The following is a 15,559-nucleotide window of genomic DNA, read 5'->3' as shown; positions in this document are numbered from 1 at the left end:
CGCGCAGCATCCGCTTCTCTGCCGATCCGGGAGAGGTCAGGCGAGCTCGTGCAGGAGGAAGGCGCCGAGGAAGCCGATCGTCGCCCACAAGCCGGTCAGAGCCTGCTGCTCGTCGAAGGCCTCGGGGATCATCGTGTTGCACACCATCGCGAGCAGGCCACCGGCGGCGATCGTGGTGATGAGGGCGATCAGGCTCGGCGACGCCGACTGGAAGGCGACGTAGCCCAGCACCGACGCGACGACGGTGATCAGCGCGATCCCGCTCCAGAGCAGCGCGATGTAGCGCCCGTTCGAGCCGCCGCGTTTGAGGGCGGCGGTCGAACCGAGCCCCTCGGGGAAGTTGCTGATGGCGATGGCCGCGACGATGGGGATGCTGATCCCGCCCTGCAGCACCGACAGGCCCATGACGATCGACTCCGGGATGCCGTCGATCAGCGCACCGACCGCGATCACGAGCCCTGCTCCGCTTACCGCCCCCGCCCCGGCGCGACGGGCGACGATGCTCGCCGAGACCGCGTCGCCGCCGGAGAACTCGGTGACCGAGGCGGTGTCGACCTGGGAGGAGACAGCCGCGGGCTGCTTGCTGCTTCGCGAGATCAGCTGGTCCGCGACGATGTAGAGGATCGCGCCGCCCAGGAACCCGATGGTCGTCGGGACCAATCCGCCGTCCTCGGCAGCCTCCTCGACGAGCTCGAACGCCAGCGTGGAGATCAGCACGCCCGCGCCGACGGCCATGATCCCGGCGACGACGCGCTGCGGGATCTCGACGAACCACGCGACCGCGGCCCCGACCAGCAGCGTGCCGCCGCCGATGAGGCCGCTCAGCGCTGCGAGCCAGAGTCCTTCCATGGCGCCAACCTAATGGTGGAGACAACGGATGCCTCGGCGAAACGCGTTCGCCGAGGCATCCGTTCTCGCGTGAAGGAGTTCAGACCGTGGCGGCCTCGCGGGCGCGCAGGTCCTTGCGGAGGATCTTGCCGGAGCTGGACTTCGGGATCGCCTCGATGAACCCGACACGGCGCACCTTCTTGTGCGGCGCGACGTGCTCGGCGACGAACGCCATCACCTCGTCCTCGGTGAGTCCGGAGTCGGGGGCGGCGACGATGAAGGCCTTCGGGATCTCCTGCTTGTCGTCGTCGAGCACGCCGATGACCGCAGCATCCATCACCTTCGGATGGCCGAGGAGAAGCGCCTCGAGCTCTGCGGGTGCGATCTGGTAGCCCTTGTACTTGATGAGCTCCTTGACCCGGTCGACGATCGAGAAGTAACCGCCCTCGTGGTACACCGCGATGTCGCCGGTGTGCAGGAAGCCCTCGTCGTCGAGTGTCTCGGCGGTCGCCTCCGGTTGGTTCAGATAGCCGAGCATGACGTTCGGTCCCTTGACCCACAGCTCGCCGGGCTTCGTGACGCCGTCGGGGCCGATCTCGGTGATCTCCTCGCCCGTCTCGGTGTCGATGATCTTGTTGAGCGTGTTGGGCAGCATGACGCCCACCGAGCTCACCGGGATGTCGTGGCGGCCTGTCGGCATCGCGTGCGAGACGGGGCTCAGCTCGCTCATGCCGTACCCCTGCATCATGCGGGCGTTGATGCGGCGGCCCGCGGTCTCGGCGGTCTCGCCGTCGAGCGGAGCGGCGCCGGAGAACACCGTGTGCACGCTCGAGATGTCGAACTGGTCGACGATCGGGTGCTTCGCCAGCGCCACGGCGATGGGCGGCGCGATGTACAGGTAGGTGCACTGGTACTTCTGGATGTTCGTGAGGAACTCGACCAGGTCGAACTTCGGCATGGTCACGAGGCTCGCTCGCTGACGCAGCGCGAGGTTGAGCAGCACGGTCATGCCGTAGATGTGGAAGAACGGCAGCACCGCGAGCACGCGATCGGTCTCGGCGAGGTCGAGCGCGACGCGGCACTGCGCGACGTTCGCCACGAGATTGCGGTGCGTGAGCATGACGCCCTTGGGGATGCCGGTCGTGCCCGACGAGTAGGGGAGCACCGCGACGTGCGTCGCGGGATCGAACGACACCTCGGGTGCGGGCGCGCCCTCGCCGAGCAGCGCCCGGAGGTTCGGGTGGCCGGAGGCGCCGTCGAGCACGATGACACGCTCGTGAGGGATGCCGACGGCCTCGGCGGCGGTCGACGCCTGGGGCAGGAGCGGACTCACGGTGACGAGCCAGGTCGCTCCGGCATCGCGCAGCTGCTTCTCGATCTCGCCGGCGGTGTACAGGGAGTTGACCGTCGTGACCGTGGCCCCGGCGCGCAGGATGCCGTGGAACACCGTCGCGAACGCGGGGACGTTGGGGCACAGCAGGCCGACCACCGTCTCGACCCCGACGCCGCGCGCGGCCAGTGCGCCCGCGAACAGGTCGATCTGTGCGCGCAGCGCGCCGTATGTGGTCTCGGCCCCGGTCGCGGGATCGATGAGCGCGATGCGCCCCAGATCCTCGTCGCTCAGGCTCGCGAACAGGTAGTCGTAGACGTCGAGTTCGGGGATCTCGATATCTGCTTCGGGACTGGTGAACACCGGATCTCCTTCGATCGGGCGGCATGACGGTCGTCGTCGGCGGGCCACCGGCCCGGCCGTGCGACCATCATGCCATCCGGATCGAGGAATGTGGTACGCGATTCCGCGAACCGTGGAACGCAGTGTCAGCGCGCAACGCGCCCGGCCATCCTCTCCGGTGGCCGGGCGCGTGCCGGTTCAGTGCGCGAGCACGGGCTGGCGGCCGCCGGCGGCCAGCCGTTCGGCGGCGAGTCCCTCGGCCGCCTCGAGCGGCGTGACGCCGCGCGACTCGGCCTCGTCGAAGATGCGGCGCACGGTGTCGCCGATCTGGCCGACGCGCTCCATGATCTCGGAGCGCGTGCCGAGGTGCTTCGCCTCGAGGTCGAGGTAGATGACCCCGCCCGCGTTGACGACGAAGTCGGGGGCGTAGAGGATGCCGCGACCGGCGAGGCGTGCGGCGCCGCTGTGGTCGGCGAGCGGGTTGTTCGCCGGGCCGCACACGGCCTTGGCGTCGAGGGCGTCGATGACCTCGTCCGTGAGGAGCCCGCCGATGCCGGCCGGCACGAACACGTCCGCGGGGATGAGGTGCTCCTCGCCCGGGGCGATCCACTCCGCGCCGAGTTCGGTGGCGAGGTCGCGCTTGGCGGGGTTGACGTCGGTCACGGTGAGGCGGGCGCCCTCGGCCGACAGGCGCACGGCGAGGCGGCTGCCCACCTGGCCGAGGCCCGAGATCGTGATGCGGCGGCCCTCGACGTCGGCCGTGCCCGCGACGCGCTCGAGCGTCGCGCGCAGCGACTCGTACACGCCGAGGCTCGTGGGGCCGGCGGGCTCGCCCGAGCCGCCGACGGCGTCGGGCAGGCCCACGACGTGCTCGGTGCGCTCGCTGACGACGAGCATGTCTTCGGTCGTCGAGCCGACGTCTTCGGCGGTGCGGTACAGGCCGTGCAGCGACTCGACCGCGTCGCCGAGGTCGAGGAACGCGGCGCGGCGACGGTCGGTGTCGAGCGTGGTGCCGGGAGGCACGGCGATGACGGACTTGCCACCGCCGGCGTCGAGACCGGCCGCGGCGTTCTTGAGGGTCATGGCGGCCGACAGTCGCAGCGCGTCGCCGAGGGCGTCGCTCCAGTGCGGGTACGTCCACAAGCGCGCGCCGCCGAGGGCGGAGCCGAGCACGGACGAGTGCAGCGCGACGGCGATGAACAGGCCGCTCCGGCGGCCGGTGATCACCTCCACCCGCTCGTGTGCGAAATCGGGCAGGGGCAGGGTGTGCGTCATCGCGGTTCTTCCTTCGGCGGGCCTCGTGGGCAGTGCGCTGCGGACGCCGCGGCGTTGCGGCATCCGTTCTCATTGCACACCGATTCGGCGAATTGTTCAACCGCTTCGGCGACGAGGGCGCAGAATGCGCGCTCTTCGGGGTGGGTTCTTCGCACGGCTCAGCAGTGTGTGAGCCGTCGGTAGCATCGACGAATGCCTGACGCCTACACCCACGGCCACCACGAGAGCGTCCTGCGATCGCACCGCTGGCGCACCGCCGAGAACTCCGCGGCCTACCTGCTGCCGCACCTCGGGCCCGGCGTGTCGATCCTGGATGTGGGCAGCGGCCCCGGCACGATCACCGCGGACCTCGCCGCCCGCGTCGCACCCGCTCGTGTGGTGGGGACGGATGCCTCGGCCGACGTCGTCGCGGGGGCCAGGGCCGACCACGCGGCGCCGAACCTCGCATTCGAGGTGGGCGACGCCTACGCACTGCCCTACGAGGACGGCGCCTTCGACGTCGTGCACGCGCACCAGGTGCTGCAGCATGTCGATCGTCCGGTCGACATGCTGCGCGAGCTCGGCCGCGTGGCCGGGCACGATGGACTCGTCGCGGCGCGCGACGTCGATTACGAGGGCGTGATCTGGTACCCGCTCATCCCGGCGCTCGACGAGTGGCTGGCGCTCTATCTCGCGACGCACCGCAGCGTCGCGGGCGAGCCCGCCGCCGGACGGCGCCTCAAGGCGTGGGCGCAGGAGGCGGGGCTCACCGACATCCGCGCGACCGCGTCGCTGTGGCTCTTCGAGGACGAGCCGGACCGCGCGTGGTGGGGCGGGATGTGGGCCGACCGCGTACTGCAGTCGGCGTTCGCCGACTCGGCGCGCGCCACGGGCGCCGACGACGTGCTGCTGCAGCGCATCTCGGACGGCTGGCGCGAGTGGGCCGCTGCCGACGACGGCTGGCTCCTCATGCCCCACGGCGAGATCCTCGCGCGCGGACCGCGTCGTTAGGCTGAGCCCGTGACCATCCCCGCCTCGCTTCCCGCCCGCAGCCGCCTCGTCCACGACGCGATCCGCGCCGCCGGCATCCCCGGCGACATCGTGGTGCTTCCGGATGCCGCCTCCACCGCGGTACTGGCCGCCGAAGCGCTGGGGGTCGAGGTCGGCGCGATCGCCAACAGCCTCGTCTTCTTCAGCGACGGCGCACCCCTCCTCGTGATGACGAGCGGCGCGCACCGCGTCGACACCGCGGCGCTCGCCGAGCGTCTGGGGCACGGCAAGATCCAGCGCGCGACGCCCGAGCAGGTGCGGGAGGCGACCGGCCAGGCCATCGGCGGAGTCGCTCCCACGGGGCATCCGGCTCCGCTGCGCACCATCGTCGACGAGGATCTCGCGGGCTACCCCGAGATCTGGGCCGCGGGCGGCACGCCGCACACCGTGTTCCCGATGACCTACGACGAGCTGGTGCGCCTCACCGGCGGCACCGTGATGAAGGTCGACTGACCGGGGCTCGATATCGCCGCGAGACCGCACGACAGCACGGTTACCCCGCCGACGTCGGTGCTGTCGTGCGGTCTCGTCGCGAACGCATGTCGGTCAAGCGTGGCGAGCGCGGCCGATGCGGCGCTCCAGCTCGGCGGCGGCCGCGGCCGCGGCCGCCGCGAAGTCGTCGGGGGTGCGCTCGCTCTCCTCGGGCCAGGTCACCGCGATCGCCGCGGCCGGCCAGCCGGCGTGGTCGCGGACGACCACGCCGATCGAGCGCAGCCCGAGCGTGACCTCGCCGTCCTCGGTGGCGAAGCCCCGCTCGCGCACCTCGCGGAGCAGCTCGCGCAGCTCGCCCGGGCGTCGCGGACCCCGGCCGGTGCGGTCGGCGAAGGATGCAGCATCCGGGAACAACGCCCGCACCTGCTCGCGGGGCAGCGCCGCGAGCATCGCACGGCCCGTGGCGGTGAGGTGCGACGGCAGACGCACCCCGACGTCCGTCACGAGCGCGGGCCGACGCTGCGCCCGCTCCTCGACGATGTAGAGCACATCGCGGCCGTGCATCACGGCCAGGTGCGCGCTTTCGCCGGTGCGGTCGACGAGGTCGGCGAGCACCGGGCGCCCGAGTCTCGCGAGGGGCTCCTGCCGGGAGTACCCGCCGGCCAGTTCGAACGCGGCGATGCCGAGACCCCAGCGGCGATCCTCGGGCAGGTGCACGACGAACTGGTGCTCCTGCAGCGCGGCGAGCAGGTGGTACACCGTCGAGCGCGGGATGCCCAGGGCGGTCGCGATCGTGCGCGCGGGTACCGGGCCTCGCTGGCGCGCGAGATACGTCAGGATCCGCAGCGTCTGGTCGGCCGCGGGGACCTGGGGCCTCAAGCTGTCTGGGATCACAGACAGAGGATGCCACGAGCCGCTGTCGGGCGCCACGGCCGGGGTGTGGAATCGGAGCATGACCGCCGTCACGCCCACCTCTGCCACCGACGTCGCCGTCGTCACCGTCGGCGCGGCTCCGCTGCGTCCCGACGAGGTCGTCGCCGTCGCTCGTCACGGCGCGCTGGTCGAGCTCGCCCCCGAGGCCCTCGCCCGCGTTGCGGCGACCCGCGCCCTGGTCGAGGGCCTCGCCGACGATCCCGAGCCGCACTACGGCATCTCGACCGGCTTCGGCGCGCTCGCCACCACCTTCATCGCCCCCGAGCGCCGCCTGCAGCTGCAGGCGAGCCTGATCCGCTCGCATGCCGCAGGTACCGGCGCCGAGGTCGAGCGCGAGGTCACCCGCGCGCTCATGCTGCTGCGCCTGCAGACGCTGGCGACCGGGCACACCGGCGTGCGCCTGGTCGTGGTCGAGACCTACGCAGCGATGCTCAATGCCGGCATCACGCCCATCGTGCGCGAGTACGGCTCGCTCGGCTGCTCCGGCGACCTCGCTCCGCTGTCGCACGTCGCGCTCGCCGCGATGGGCGAGGGGCGCGTGCGCACCGCGAGCGGCGAAGAGGTCGACGCGGCCGAGGCGCTGGCGGCAGCATCCGTCGCCCCACTCGTACTGCGCGAGAAAGAGGGCCTCGCGCTCATCAACGGCACCGACGGCATGCTCGGGATGCTGCTGCTCGCGCTCCACGACCTCTCGGTGCTGCTCGACACGGCGGACGTCGCCGCGGGCATGTCGGTCGAGTCGCAGCTGGGCACCGACGCGGTGTTCGCCGCCGACCTGCAGGCGCTCCGGCCGCAGGTGGGCCAGGCGGTCTCAGCCTCGAACCTGCGGGCGGTGCTCGCCGGCTCGGGGATCGTGGCGTCGCATCGCGACCCCGCCGTCTGCACGCGCGTGCAGGACGCGTACTCGCTGCGGTGCTCGCCACAGGTGCACGGCGCCGCGCGCGACACGGCCGAGCACGCTCTGCTCATCGCATCGCGGGAGCTCGCCGCGGCCGTGGACAACCCCGTCATCACCGACGACGGCCGCGTCGAGTCCAACGGCAACTTCCACGGCGCGCCGGTCGCGTACGTGCTCGACTTCCTCGCGATCGCGGTGGCCGACGTCGCCTCGATCTCGGAGCGCCGCACCGACCGCGCGCTCGACCGCGCGCGCAGCAACGGCCTGCCGCCGTTCCTCGCCGACGAAGTCGGCGTCGACTCGGGCTTCATGATCGCCCAGTACGCCGCGGCGGGGATCGTCTCCGAGCTCAAGCGACTCGCGGTGCCGGCATCCGTCGACTCGATCCCGTCGTCGGCGATGCAGGAGGACCACGTCTCGATGGGCTGGGCCGCCGCGCGCAAGCTCCGCCGTGCGATCGATGGGCTCTCGCGCGTGCTCGCGATCGAGGTGCTCACCGCTTCGCGCGCCATCGATCTGCGGGCGCCGCTCGAACCGGCAGCCGCCACGGGCGCGGTGCGCGACCTCGTGCGCACCGTTGCCGGCGGACCTGGACCCGACCGCTACCTGTCGCCCGAGATGGAGGCCGTGACCGTGCTCGTGCAGTCGGGCGCCGTCGCGGCGGCGGCAGGACTCGGCGGCGCGGCATCCACGATCTCCTCTTCTCGAGATCAGGAGATCTGACGCATGCAGGACGAAGCCACGCCGATGAACCTGTTTTCGCCAGATCTCCTGATCCGGCAAAGCCCCGACCACGCGAAGGAGCGTTGACATGACCACCTCGACGGAATCGATGACCGAAACGACCGCGCGCGGGGTCGGCGAAGGCGCCGTGCGCGCCCCGCGCGGCCCCGAGCGCACCGCCAAGAGCTGGGGCGCCGAGGCCGCCAAGCGCATGCTCATGAACAACCTCGACCCCGAGGTGGCCGAGCACCCCGAAGACCTCGTCGTCTACGGCGGCACCGGGCGCGCGGCCCGCAGCTGGGAGGCGTTCGACGCCATCGTCCGCACGCTCGACGAGCTCGAACCCGACGAGACTCTGCTCGTGCAGTCGGGCAAGCCCGTCGGCGTCTTCCGCACGCACGAGTGGGCGCCGCGCGTGCTCATCGCGAACTCGAACCTCGTGGGGGACTGGGCGACGTGGCCCGAGTTCCGCCGCCTCGAAGAGCTCGGCCTCACCATGTACGGCCAGATGACCGCGGGCTCGTGGATCTACATCGGCACGCAGGGCATCCTGCAGGGCACGTACGAGACGTTCGCCGCGGTCGCGCGCTCCCTCGCGGACAACAGCGGGACGGATGCTGCGACCGCGAGCCTCGCCGGAACCCTCACGCTCACCGGTGGCGCCGGTGGCATGGGCGGCGCGCAGCCGCTCGCCGTGACCCTCAACGGAGGAGCGGTGCTCATCGTCGACGTCGACGAGTCGCGCCTCGCCCGCCGCGTCGAGCACGGCTACCTCGACGAGTACACGACCGACCTGGACGCCGCCCTCGCGCGGGTCGTCACGGCGAAGGATGCCGGTGAGGCGCTCTCGGTCGGCGTCGTCGGCAACGCCGCCGAGGTGTTCGGCGACGTGCTGCTGCGTCACCGCGCCGGCGATCTCACGGTCGACATCGTCACCGACCAGACCAGCGCCCACGACCCGCTCGCGTACCTGCCGGTGGGCATCGCGTTCGAGGACTGGAAGGCCGAGGCCGCCCGTGATCCCGAAGGGTTCACGGCCCGCGCGCGCGGCTCGATGGCGAAGCACGTCGCGGCGATGGTGGGCTTCCAGGATGCCGGGGCCGAGGTCTTCGACTACGGCAATTCGATCCGTGCCGAGGCACAGCTCGGCGGCTTCGACCGCGCCTTCGCGTTCCCGGGTTTCGTGCCGGCGTACATCCGCCCGCAGTTCGCGGAGGGCCGCGGACCCTTCCGCTGGGTCGCGCTCTCGGGCGACCCCGAAGATATCCGCAAGACCGACGAGGCCGTCAAGGCCCTGTTCCCCGACAACGCCGGCCTCGTGCGCTGGCTCGACAAGGCCGGCGACGCCGTCCACTTCGAAGGCCTCCCCGCCCGCATCTGCTGGCTCGGCTACAAGGAGCGCCACCTCGCCGGACTGAAGTTCAACGAGATGGTCGCCTCCGGCGAGCTGTCGGGCCCCATCGTGATCGGCCGCGACCACCTCGACGCCGGCTCAGTCGCCTCGCCGTACCGCGAGACCGAGTCCATGGCCGACGGATCCGACGCGATCGCCGACTGGCCGCTCCTCAACGCCCTCCTCAACACCGCGTCGGGTGCCGCGTGGGTGTCGGTCCACCACGGCGGTGGCGTCGGCATCGGCCGCAGCATCCATGCCGGTCAGGTGACCGTGGCCGACGGCACGCCGCTGGCCGCCGAGAAGCTCGAGCGCGTGCTGACGAACGACCCGGGCACCGGCGTCATGCGCCACGTCGACGCCGGGTACGCCCGGGCGCGCGAGGTGGCGGTCGAGCGCGGCCTCAACGTTCCCATGCTCGGTGAGTGACGGACGGATGCTGTGACCGCGACGCTCATCACGAACATCGGCGAGCTGACGACCAACGCCGCCGCCGACGGCGATCCTCTGGGCACGCTGCACGACGCCGCGGTGCTGATCGTGGGCGACCGGATCGCCTGGGTCGGCCCCGCCTCCGCCGCGCATGCGGCCGCTGCCCTCCACCGCGAGAGTGCTTCTCGTGGACGAGAGAGAGGAAACGACCCCGCATCTCGTCCACCCGTTGAACCCTCGCGGGAGGAGGGGTTCGAGGTCGTCGACGCCGGGGGCCGTGCGGTCATCCCAGGGTTCGTCGACAGCCACACGCACCTCGTGTTCGGGGGCGAGCGCGCCGACGAGTTCGAGGCGCGCATGACCGGTACGCCGTATGCCGCAGGGGGCATACGGCGTACCGTCGCGGCGACCCGCGCTGCGAGCGACGACGAGCTGCGCGCGCGCCTGCGGGGCTTCGTCGCCGAGCTCCACGCGCAGGGCACGACGACGTTCGAGATCAAGACGGGGTACGGGCTCACGGTCGCCGACGAGGAGCGGCTCGCGCGCCTCGCCGCCGAGGTCACCCCCGAGGTCACGTTCCTCGGCGCTCACGTCGTGCCTGCCGAATACGGTGAGCGGCGCGAGGAGTACGTCGACCTCGTCTGCGACGCGATGCTGCACGCCTGCGCCCCGCACAGCAGGTGGATCGACGTGTTCTGCGAGCGCGGTGCCTTCACCCCCAAGGAGTCGCGGCGTATCCTCGCGGCGGGCGTCGCGCACGGGCTCGCGCCGCGCGTGCACGGCAACCAGCTCGGACCGGGCGAGGGTGCGCGTCTCGCGGTGGAGCTGGGCGCGGCATCCGTCGACCACTGCACGTATCTGACCGACGCCGATGTCGCGGCCCTCGCCGGCTCGTCGACCGTCGCGACGCTGCTGCCGGGCGTCGAGTTCTCGACCCGCCAGCCGTATCCCGACGCGCGGCGCCTGATCGACGCCGGCGTCACCGTCGCGCTCGCGAGCGACTGCAACCCGGGGTCGAGCTTCACGAGCTCGATGCCGCTCATGATCGCGCTCGCGGTGCGCGAGATGGGGATGACTCCCGCCGAGGCGGTGTGGGCGGCGACCGCCGGCGGCGCCCAGGCGCTGCGCCGCGATGACGTGGGTGCGCTCGCCCCGGGGATGCGCGCCGACCTCGTGATGCTCGACGCGCCGACCCGCGTGCACCTCGCGTACCGGCCCGGCGTGCCGCTCGTGCACACCGTGTGGACGGGCGGCGCAGCGGCCTGACCCTCATCGAACCCCGAGGCGCGGCATCCGTCATCGCTGTTCATCTGTCACGAAGTGCCGGTCGACCCGGCAGAACGTGACAGGTGAGCAGGACTCGCGCCCCGTGTCAGCGTGGGGTGTCGAACGTCCAGTTGTCGGGGTCGACGGCGCTGGCGACGTCCCAATCGTCCTGCGCCCAGATGAACGTGGCGACCGAGCATGTCGGCATGTGGTCGATGTCGTCGAGAGACAGGCTCGCCGCGAGGGAACTCATGCCGGGGTCATGTGCGACGACCATGACCGTCGCCGCGCGGGTCGCGGCAGCCGCCGCGAGCAGGGTCTTCGCCGGCGCGCCGTACAGCTCGGGGTCGAGCGAGACGGCGACGCCCAGCTCGGCCGCGAACGCCTCGGCGGTCGTCCGCGCCCGCACAGCGGTGCTCGACAGGATCACGTCGGGGCGGAACCCCGTGGCCGCGAGCCGCGCCGCCATGCGGGGCGCGTCGCGCATGCCGCGGTCGTTCAGCGGACGGTCGTGGTCGTCGAGGCCGGGGTTTCCCCAGTCGGACTTGGCGTGCCGCACCAACGCGAGACGGATCATGAGGTCACCTTTCCAGAGGCCTTGGCGGCGAGGAGTTCGAGCACGCACAGTGCCGCGAGGCGCACGGTGCGCCCTGATTGGGGCATCCCATCTCCCGTCTTCGGGCGGAGGCCACGCACCGGCGCGTGGCCACGAGGGATCGTGGGAAAGCGTCACGTGTCGACGTTACCGGGCGCTCACGCCGCGACGTAGACCCACGCGGAGCGCCCGCTCGCGAGCACCACCGCGCAGCGCCGGTAGAGCGCCACCTCGTACTCGTCGGCCGCGTCGAGCTCGTCCTCGGTCACGAGCAGCGCCCTGCCCACGACTTTGTCGAGCGGGTTCCCGGTCTCGCGCACGATCGGGTGCACCGTCAGGCCCGACAGGTCGACGACGCGGGTGTCCTCGATCTCGGCGTAGTCGACCGTGTACCCGGGCAGCGCGTCGGGCTCGCTCTCGAGCAGGCGCCCGAACGTGTCGAGCTGCACGTCGGCGTTCTGCAGCGTGCCGTAGCTGAAGAGGAACTGGGTGGGCTCGTCCGTCGACACGGCATCAGGCTAGCCCTCGCCGACGTCGATCGGCCGGGACTTCACGCACTCTTAACACTTGCTCGCCGCGGCGCGTCACCCCAGGAACGCGTGGGCGACGGAGAAGATCGCGAGGCCCGCCAGGGCGCCGACGATCGTGCCGTTGAGGCGGATGTACTGGAGGTCGCGGCCGACCATGAGCTCGATCTTCTCCGTCGTCTCGGCGGGGTCCCACCGCTCGACGGTGTCGGTGATAATCGAGGCGATGTCGTGGCGGTAACGGTCGACGAGGAAGACGGCGGCATCGGTGACCCAGGTGTCCACGCGGCGCTGGAGCGCAGCATCCGTCGTCAGACGCTCGCCGATCTCGACCAGCGCTTCGACGCCCCGCCGACGCAGCCCGCTCTCGGGGTCGGCGAGCGAGCGCAGCAGCCCCGTCTTCGCAGTCGTCCACGCTTCGCCGGCGAGCTCGCGCACGCGGGGGCTGTCGAACACGGCGAGCTTCGCGTCCTCGAAGCGCCCGATCGTCGCGGGGTCGTGCTGCAGGTTGCCGGCGAGGCGGCCGAGGTAGCCATCGATGGCGACACGGGCCGGATGCTGCGGATCGGCCTGCACCGCCGCGACGAACTTGACGGCCTCGTTGTAGACGGTGTCGTCGACGAACCGGTGCGCGACCGACGGCACCCACGCGGGCAGCCGGCGCGAGACGACGCCGGTGAATGCTGCCTTGTTGGCGGCGAGCCAGGCCGCGATGGTGTCGGCGGCGAGATCGACCGCGCCGTGGTGGGCTCCCGCGTCGATGATGCGCTCGAGCCATTCGCCCAGCGGCGGACCCCACTCCGGGGCGATGAGGTGTTCGCGAGCGAGTTCCTCGATGACGTCGCGCACATCGTCGTCGCTGAGCGCGCGCAGCACGCTTCCGGCCATCACGGATGCCTCGGCCGCGACCCGCTCGGCATGCGCGGGCGCACTCAGCCACTCGCCGAGGCGGGCGGCGATCGCGGTCTGGTCGAGCTTGGTGCGCACGACGTCGGCTCGCAGGAACTCGGTCTCGACGAACTCGCCGAGGGTGCGGCCGATCTCGTCCTTGCGGCTCGGGATGATCGCGGTGTGCGGGATCGGGATGCCGAGAGGATGCCGGAAGAGGGCCGTGACCGCGAACCAGTCGGCGAGCGCGCCGACCATGCCGCCCTCGGCGGCGGCGCGCACGTAGGCGAGCGCGGGGATCTCCTGCTGGAACGCGAACGAGAAGGCGAAGAGCACCGCCATGAAGACGAGTGCGCCGAGCGCGACGCCCTTCATCGTCCGCAGCGCCCGGCGGCGCTCCTGGTCGGCGGGGCTCAGGAGGTGAGGTCGGGTCAGTGTCATTGGTCAGTCCTCGAGCGGCCCGAGCCACGCTGTCGCGACGGTCGCGTGCGCGGACTCCGGGTCGGAGGGATGGAAGAGCCCGGCCAGCACGTCGCGGTACAGGCGGCTCAGCTCGCTGGCCGAGAAGTAGGAGGAACCGCCGGCGACGAGCACCGCCTCGTCGACGACCTGCTTCGCGGCCGTCACGGCCCGGTGCTTGAGGCCCGCGAGCAGCGAGAACCACAGCGGCCCGTGGTCGGCGAGGGCGTCGACGTCGCGGGCGAGCGCTTCGATCTGCGGCGGCAGGGCGTCGTAGGCGAGCGCCATGTCGGCGATGCGCCAACGGATGTCGGGATCCTCGCTGTACGCCTTGCCGGTGCGCTTCGAGGTGCGCTTGCCGGCGGCGGCGACCGCGACCTCGAGCGCGCGCCGGGCGATGCCGGTGTACACCGACGCCAGGAGGATCTCGAAGACGCTGAAGATGCCGAACACGAGCGGGTCGGGGTTCGGGCCCGGCGCGAGCCGCCGCACGATCCGGTCGGCCGGCGCCACCGCGTCGCGCAGCTCCGTCGTGCGCGACTGCGTGCCCCGCATGCCGAGGGTGTCCCAGTCGTCGCGCACGACGACACGGCCGGCCTGCACCTCCGAGCGCGGCACGAACGCGTAGACCATGCGCGGCGCGTCCTCCGACGAGGTGTCGAGTCCGTGGAGCCCCAGCTGCGTCCACACCGGCGCGAGCGACGTGAAGATCTTGGTGCCGGTGAACGAGTATCCGCCGTCGGGGAGGGGCGCAGCATCCGTCGCGCTCCCGAAGAGCACCAGATCGTTGCCCGCCTCGCTGATCCCGAACGCGAACACCTCGCCGGCCGCCGCGCCTTCCTGCACGAACCGCAGCGCATCGATGCCGCGGTCGGCGAGCACCTTCGCGACGCCCGTCCACACCAGGTGCATGTTGATCGCGAGGGCTGTTGCCGGAGCGGCTCCCGCCAGTCGCTGCTGGAGGACGGATGCCTCGGCGAGGCCCAGACCGGATCCGCCGAGCTCTTCCGGCACGAGGATCGCGAGGTAGCCGGCATCCTTCAGGTCGGCGAGGTCGTCGTCGGGGAAGGTGTTCTCGCGGTCGTGCACGGCCGCCCGGGCGCGGAAGCGCTCCAGCAGCTCGTCGGTCAGGATCTCACTCGATTCGAAGGACGCCACCACGCCATTCTTGCGCGATGATGTGCGCATGGCGACGCTCTCGGAGATGCTCCAGGCGCTCATCCCACCGACGCAGCGGCAGACCGCGGCGGAGGTGACCGAGGCGCTCGACCTCGGCTCCGGCGACCGCGCCGGCAAACGCAGCGGGTTCCTCATCATGCTGACGCTCGCGGGGATCATCGCGATCGCCGGCGTGCTGACCGACTCCACCGCGACCGTCATCGGCGCGATGATCATCGCGCCGCTCGGCACCCCGATCCTCGCGATCGGTCTCGGCATCGTCACCGGGCACCTCAGCCTGGTGGTGCGGTCGATCCTGTGGGTCCTGCTCGGGCTCGCGATCGTGATCGTGCTGGGCCTCGCGTTCTCGCTGTTCGTCGCGACGCCCGAGAGCCTCGAGACCAACTCGCAGGTGCTGGGCCGTACCTCGCCGAGCTTCATGGACCTCGTGGCGGCGCTCGCCACGGGCTTCGCGGGCGGCTTCGCAATGTGCCGGAGGGACCTGAGCGCCATCCTCCCCGGCGTCGCGATCGCGATCTCGCTCGTGCCGCCGCTCGGCGTCGTCGGCGTGTGCGCCGGTCAGGGGCTGTGGGGCGACGCGCTCGGCGCGTTGTGGCTGTTCCTCTCCAACGTCGTCGCCCTCGTGATCGCCGGCAGCATCGTCTTCACGCTGGCGGGGTACGCCCGCGATCCCGGCTCGTCGCATGTGGCGAACCGACGCCGGGCGTACACCATCGTGACGCTGCTCCTCGTCATCATCGCGCTCCCGCTCGCGGCGAACTCCATCGTCTCGGTCGCCCTGGCGCGCTGGTCGGTCGGCATCCAGGAGGCCGCAACGGACTGGCTCAGCGCCGACGAGGGCGCCCGGGTGTACGGCGTGGACTGGTCGGGCGCGACCGCCACGGTCGAAATCACGACCGACGATGGTGAGACCCCTCCGGTGGAGGACCTGCGAGAGTCGCTCGCGACCGTGCTGCCGTCGTTCGTCGGCGTGGTCATCGACGTCGGTCAGGGCATCGAGATCACGGTCCAGTAGGCGCCGGCCGCGGTC

The 15,559-nt window shown here is 71.6% G+C and carries 14 protein-coding genes; 6 read left to right on the top strand and 8 right to left on the bottom strand.

Annotation, left to right across the window (positions count from 1 at the left end; all coding sequences use genetic code 11):
• Positions 1-36 precede the first annotated feature (36 nt).
• The 3 genes from ACEYYH_RS14090 to ACEYYH_RS14080 form a co-directional block, all read right to left on the bottom strand.
• Entirely contained in the window at positions 37-849 is an 813-nt protein-coding gene (locus ACEYYH_RS14090; RefSeq protein WP_374974978.1) for a ZIP family metal transporter, read from the bottom strand.
• Positions 850-928: 79 nt separating this feature from the next.
• Complete coding sequence (locus ACEYYH_RS14085; protein WP_374974977.1) at positions 929-2,521, bottom strand: AMP-binding protein; 1,593 nt, start codon at positions 2,519-2,521, stop codon at positions 929-931.
• Positions 2,522-2,698: 177 nt separating this feature from the next.
• Positions 2,699-3,775 (bottom strand): Glu/Leu/Phe/Val dehydrogenase dimerization domain-containing protein, encoded by a 1,077-nt coding sequence (locus ACEYYH_RS14080; protein ID WP_374974976.1) that lies wholly within the window; start codon positions 3,773-3,775, stop codon positions 2,699-2,701.
• A 192-nt stretch (positions 3,776-3,967) separates the two neighbouring features.
• On the opposite strand from ACEYYH_RS14080, the gene ACEYYH_RS14075 reads away from it, so the two are divergent.
• Complete coding sequence (locus ACEYYH_RS14075) at positions 3,968-4,765, top strand: methyltransferase domain-containing protein (protein WP_374974975.1); 798 nt, start codon at positions 3,968-3,970, stop codon at positions 4,763-4,765.
• 15 nt (positions 4,766-4,780) lie between these two features.
• Positions 4,781-5,257, top strand: coding sequence for a YbaK/EbsC family protein (locus ACEYYH_RS14070; RefSeq protein WP_374978232.1), 477 nt, complete (start codon positions 4,781-4,783; stop codon positions 5,255-5,257).
• A 93-nt stretch (positions 5,258-5,350) separates the two neighbouring features.
• Here the strand turns inward: ACEYYH_RS14070 and ACEYYH_RS14065 are convergent, their stop codons facing one another.
• The gene (locus ACEYYH_RS14065; RefSeq protein WP_374978231.1) at positions 5,351-6,136 is read right to left on the bottom strand and encodes an IclR family transcriptional regulator; all 786 of its coding nucleotides are present in this window, start codon (positions 6,134-6,136) and stop codon (positions 5,351-5,353) included.
• Between the two features lie 52 nt (positions 6,137-6,188).
• Here ACEYYH_RS14065 and hutH point away from each other — a divergent pair, with 52 nt between their 5' ends.
• The 3 genes from hutH (at position 6,189) to hutI (ending at position 10,881) form a co-directional block, all read left to right on the top strand.
• Positions 6,189-7,790, top strand: a complete 1,602-nt coding sequence (gene hutH / locus ACEYYH_RS14060; protein WP_374974974.1) for a histidine ammonia-lyase — start codon at positions 6,189-6,191, stop codon at positions 7,788-7,790.
• Between the two features lie 88 nt (positions 7,791-7,878).
• Positions 7,879-9,612 (top strand): urocanate hydratase, encoded by a 1,734-nt coding sequence (locus ACEYYH_RS14055; RefSeq protein WP_374974973.1) that lies wholly within the window; start codon positions 7,879-7,881, stop codon positions 9,610-9,612.
• Between the two features lie 12 nt (positions 9,613-9,624).
• A complete protein-coding gene (gene hutI / locus ACEYYH_RS14050; RefSeq protein ID WP_374974972.1) occupies positions 9,625-10,881 on the top strand; it encodes an imidazolonepropionase in 1,257 nt (418 codons plus the stop codon).
• A 106-nt stretch (positions 10,882-10,987) separates the two neighbouring features.
• Here hutI and ACEYYH_RS14045 read toward each other — a convergent pair whose 3' ends face one another.
• From ACEYYH_RS14045 to ACEYYH_RS14030, 4 genes are all read right to left on the bottom strand, one after another.
• Positions 10,988-11,458 (bottom strand): histidine phosphatase family protein, encoded by a 471-nt coding sequence (locus ACEYYH_RS14045; protein WP_374974971.1) that lies wholly within the window; start codon positions 11,456-11,458, stop codon positions 10,988-10,990.
• A gap of 176 nt (positions 11,459-11,634) precedes the next feature.
• Positions 11,635-11,985 (bottom strand): gamma-glutamylcyclotransferase family protein, encoded by a 351-nt coding sequence (locus ACEYYH_RS14040; RefSeq protein ID WP_374974970.1) that lies wholly within the window; start codon positions 11,983-11,985, stop codon positions 11,635-11,637.
• Between the two features lie 75 nt (positions 11,986-12,060).
• On the bottom strand, positions 12,061-13,332 hold the full coding sequence (locus ACEYYH_RS14035; protein WP_374974969.1) for a DUF445 domain-containing protein: 1,272 nt from the start codon (positions 13,330-13,332) through the stop codon (positions 12,061-12,063).
• A 3-nt stretch (positions 13,333-13,335) separates the two neighbouring features.
• Complete coding sequence (locus tag ACEYYH_RS14030) at positions 13,336-14,538, bottom strand: acyl-CoA dehydrogenase family protein (protein ID WP_374974968.1); 1,203 nt, start codon at positions 14,536-14,538, stop codon at positions 13,336-13,338.
• Here ACEYYH_RS14030 and ACEYYH_RS14025 point away from each other — a divergent pair.
• On the top strand, positions 14,537-15,544 hold the full coding sequence (locus ACEYYH_RS14025; protein ID WP_374974967.1) for a TIGR00341 family protein: 1,008 nt from the start codon (positions 14,537-14,539) through the stop codon (positions 15,542-15,544). The two genes, ACEYYH_RS14030 and ACEYYH_RS14025, sit on opposite strands and share 2 nt — an antisense overlap.
• Positions 15,545-15,559 lie beyond the last annotated feature (15 nt).

This window comes from Microbacterium trichothecenolyticum, assembly GCF_041938625.1.
Taxonomy (GTDB): Bacteria; Actinomycetota; Actinomycetes; order Actinomycetales; family Microbacteriaceae; genus Microbacterium; species Microbacterium trichothecenolyticum_D.
The sequence above is the reverse complement of the archived record's forward strand: the minus strand, read 5'-3'. Positions and strand labels throughout refer to the sequence as shown.

Bases quoted from the DNA above. Each gene is read 5' to 3' on its own strand.
- ACEYYH_RS14090 (WP_374974978.1), bottom strand. From the start codon at position 849: ATGGAAGGACTCTGGCTCGCAGCGCTGAGCGGCCTCATCGGCGGCGGC.
- ACEYYH_RS14080 (WP_374974976.1), bottom strand. From the start codon at position 3,775: ATGACGCACACCCTGCCCCTGCCCGATTTCGCACACGAGCGGGTGGAG.
- ACEYYH_RS14075 (WP_374974975.1), top strand. From the start codon at position 3,968: ATGCCTGACGCCTACACCCACGGCCACCACGAGAGCGTCCTGCGATCG.
- hutH (WP_374974974.1), top strand. From the start codon at position 6,189: ATGACCGCCGTCACGCCCACCTCTGCCACCGACGTCGCCGTCGTCACC.
- ACEYYH_RS14055 (WP_374974973.1), top strand. From the start codon at position 7,879: ATGACCACCTCGACGGAATCGATGACCGAAACGACCGCGCGCGGGGTC.
- ACEYYH_RS14045 (WP_374974971.1), bottom strand. From the start codon at position 11,458: ATGATCCGTCTCGCGTTGGTGCGGCACGCCAAGTCCGACTGGGGAAAC.
- ACEYYH_RS14035 (WP_374974969.1), bottom strand. From the start codon at position 13,332: ATGACACTGACCCGACCTCACCTCCTGAGCCCCGCCGACCAGGAGCGC.
- ACEYYH_RS14025 (WP_374974967.1), top strand. From the start codon at position 14,537: ATGGCGACGCTCTCGGAGATGCTCCAGGCGCTCATCCCACCGACGCAG.
- ACEYYH_RS14030 (WP_374974968.1), bottom strand. From the start codon at position 14,538: ATGCGCACATCATCGCGCAAGAATGGCGTGGTGGCGTCCTTCGAATCG.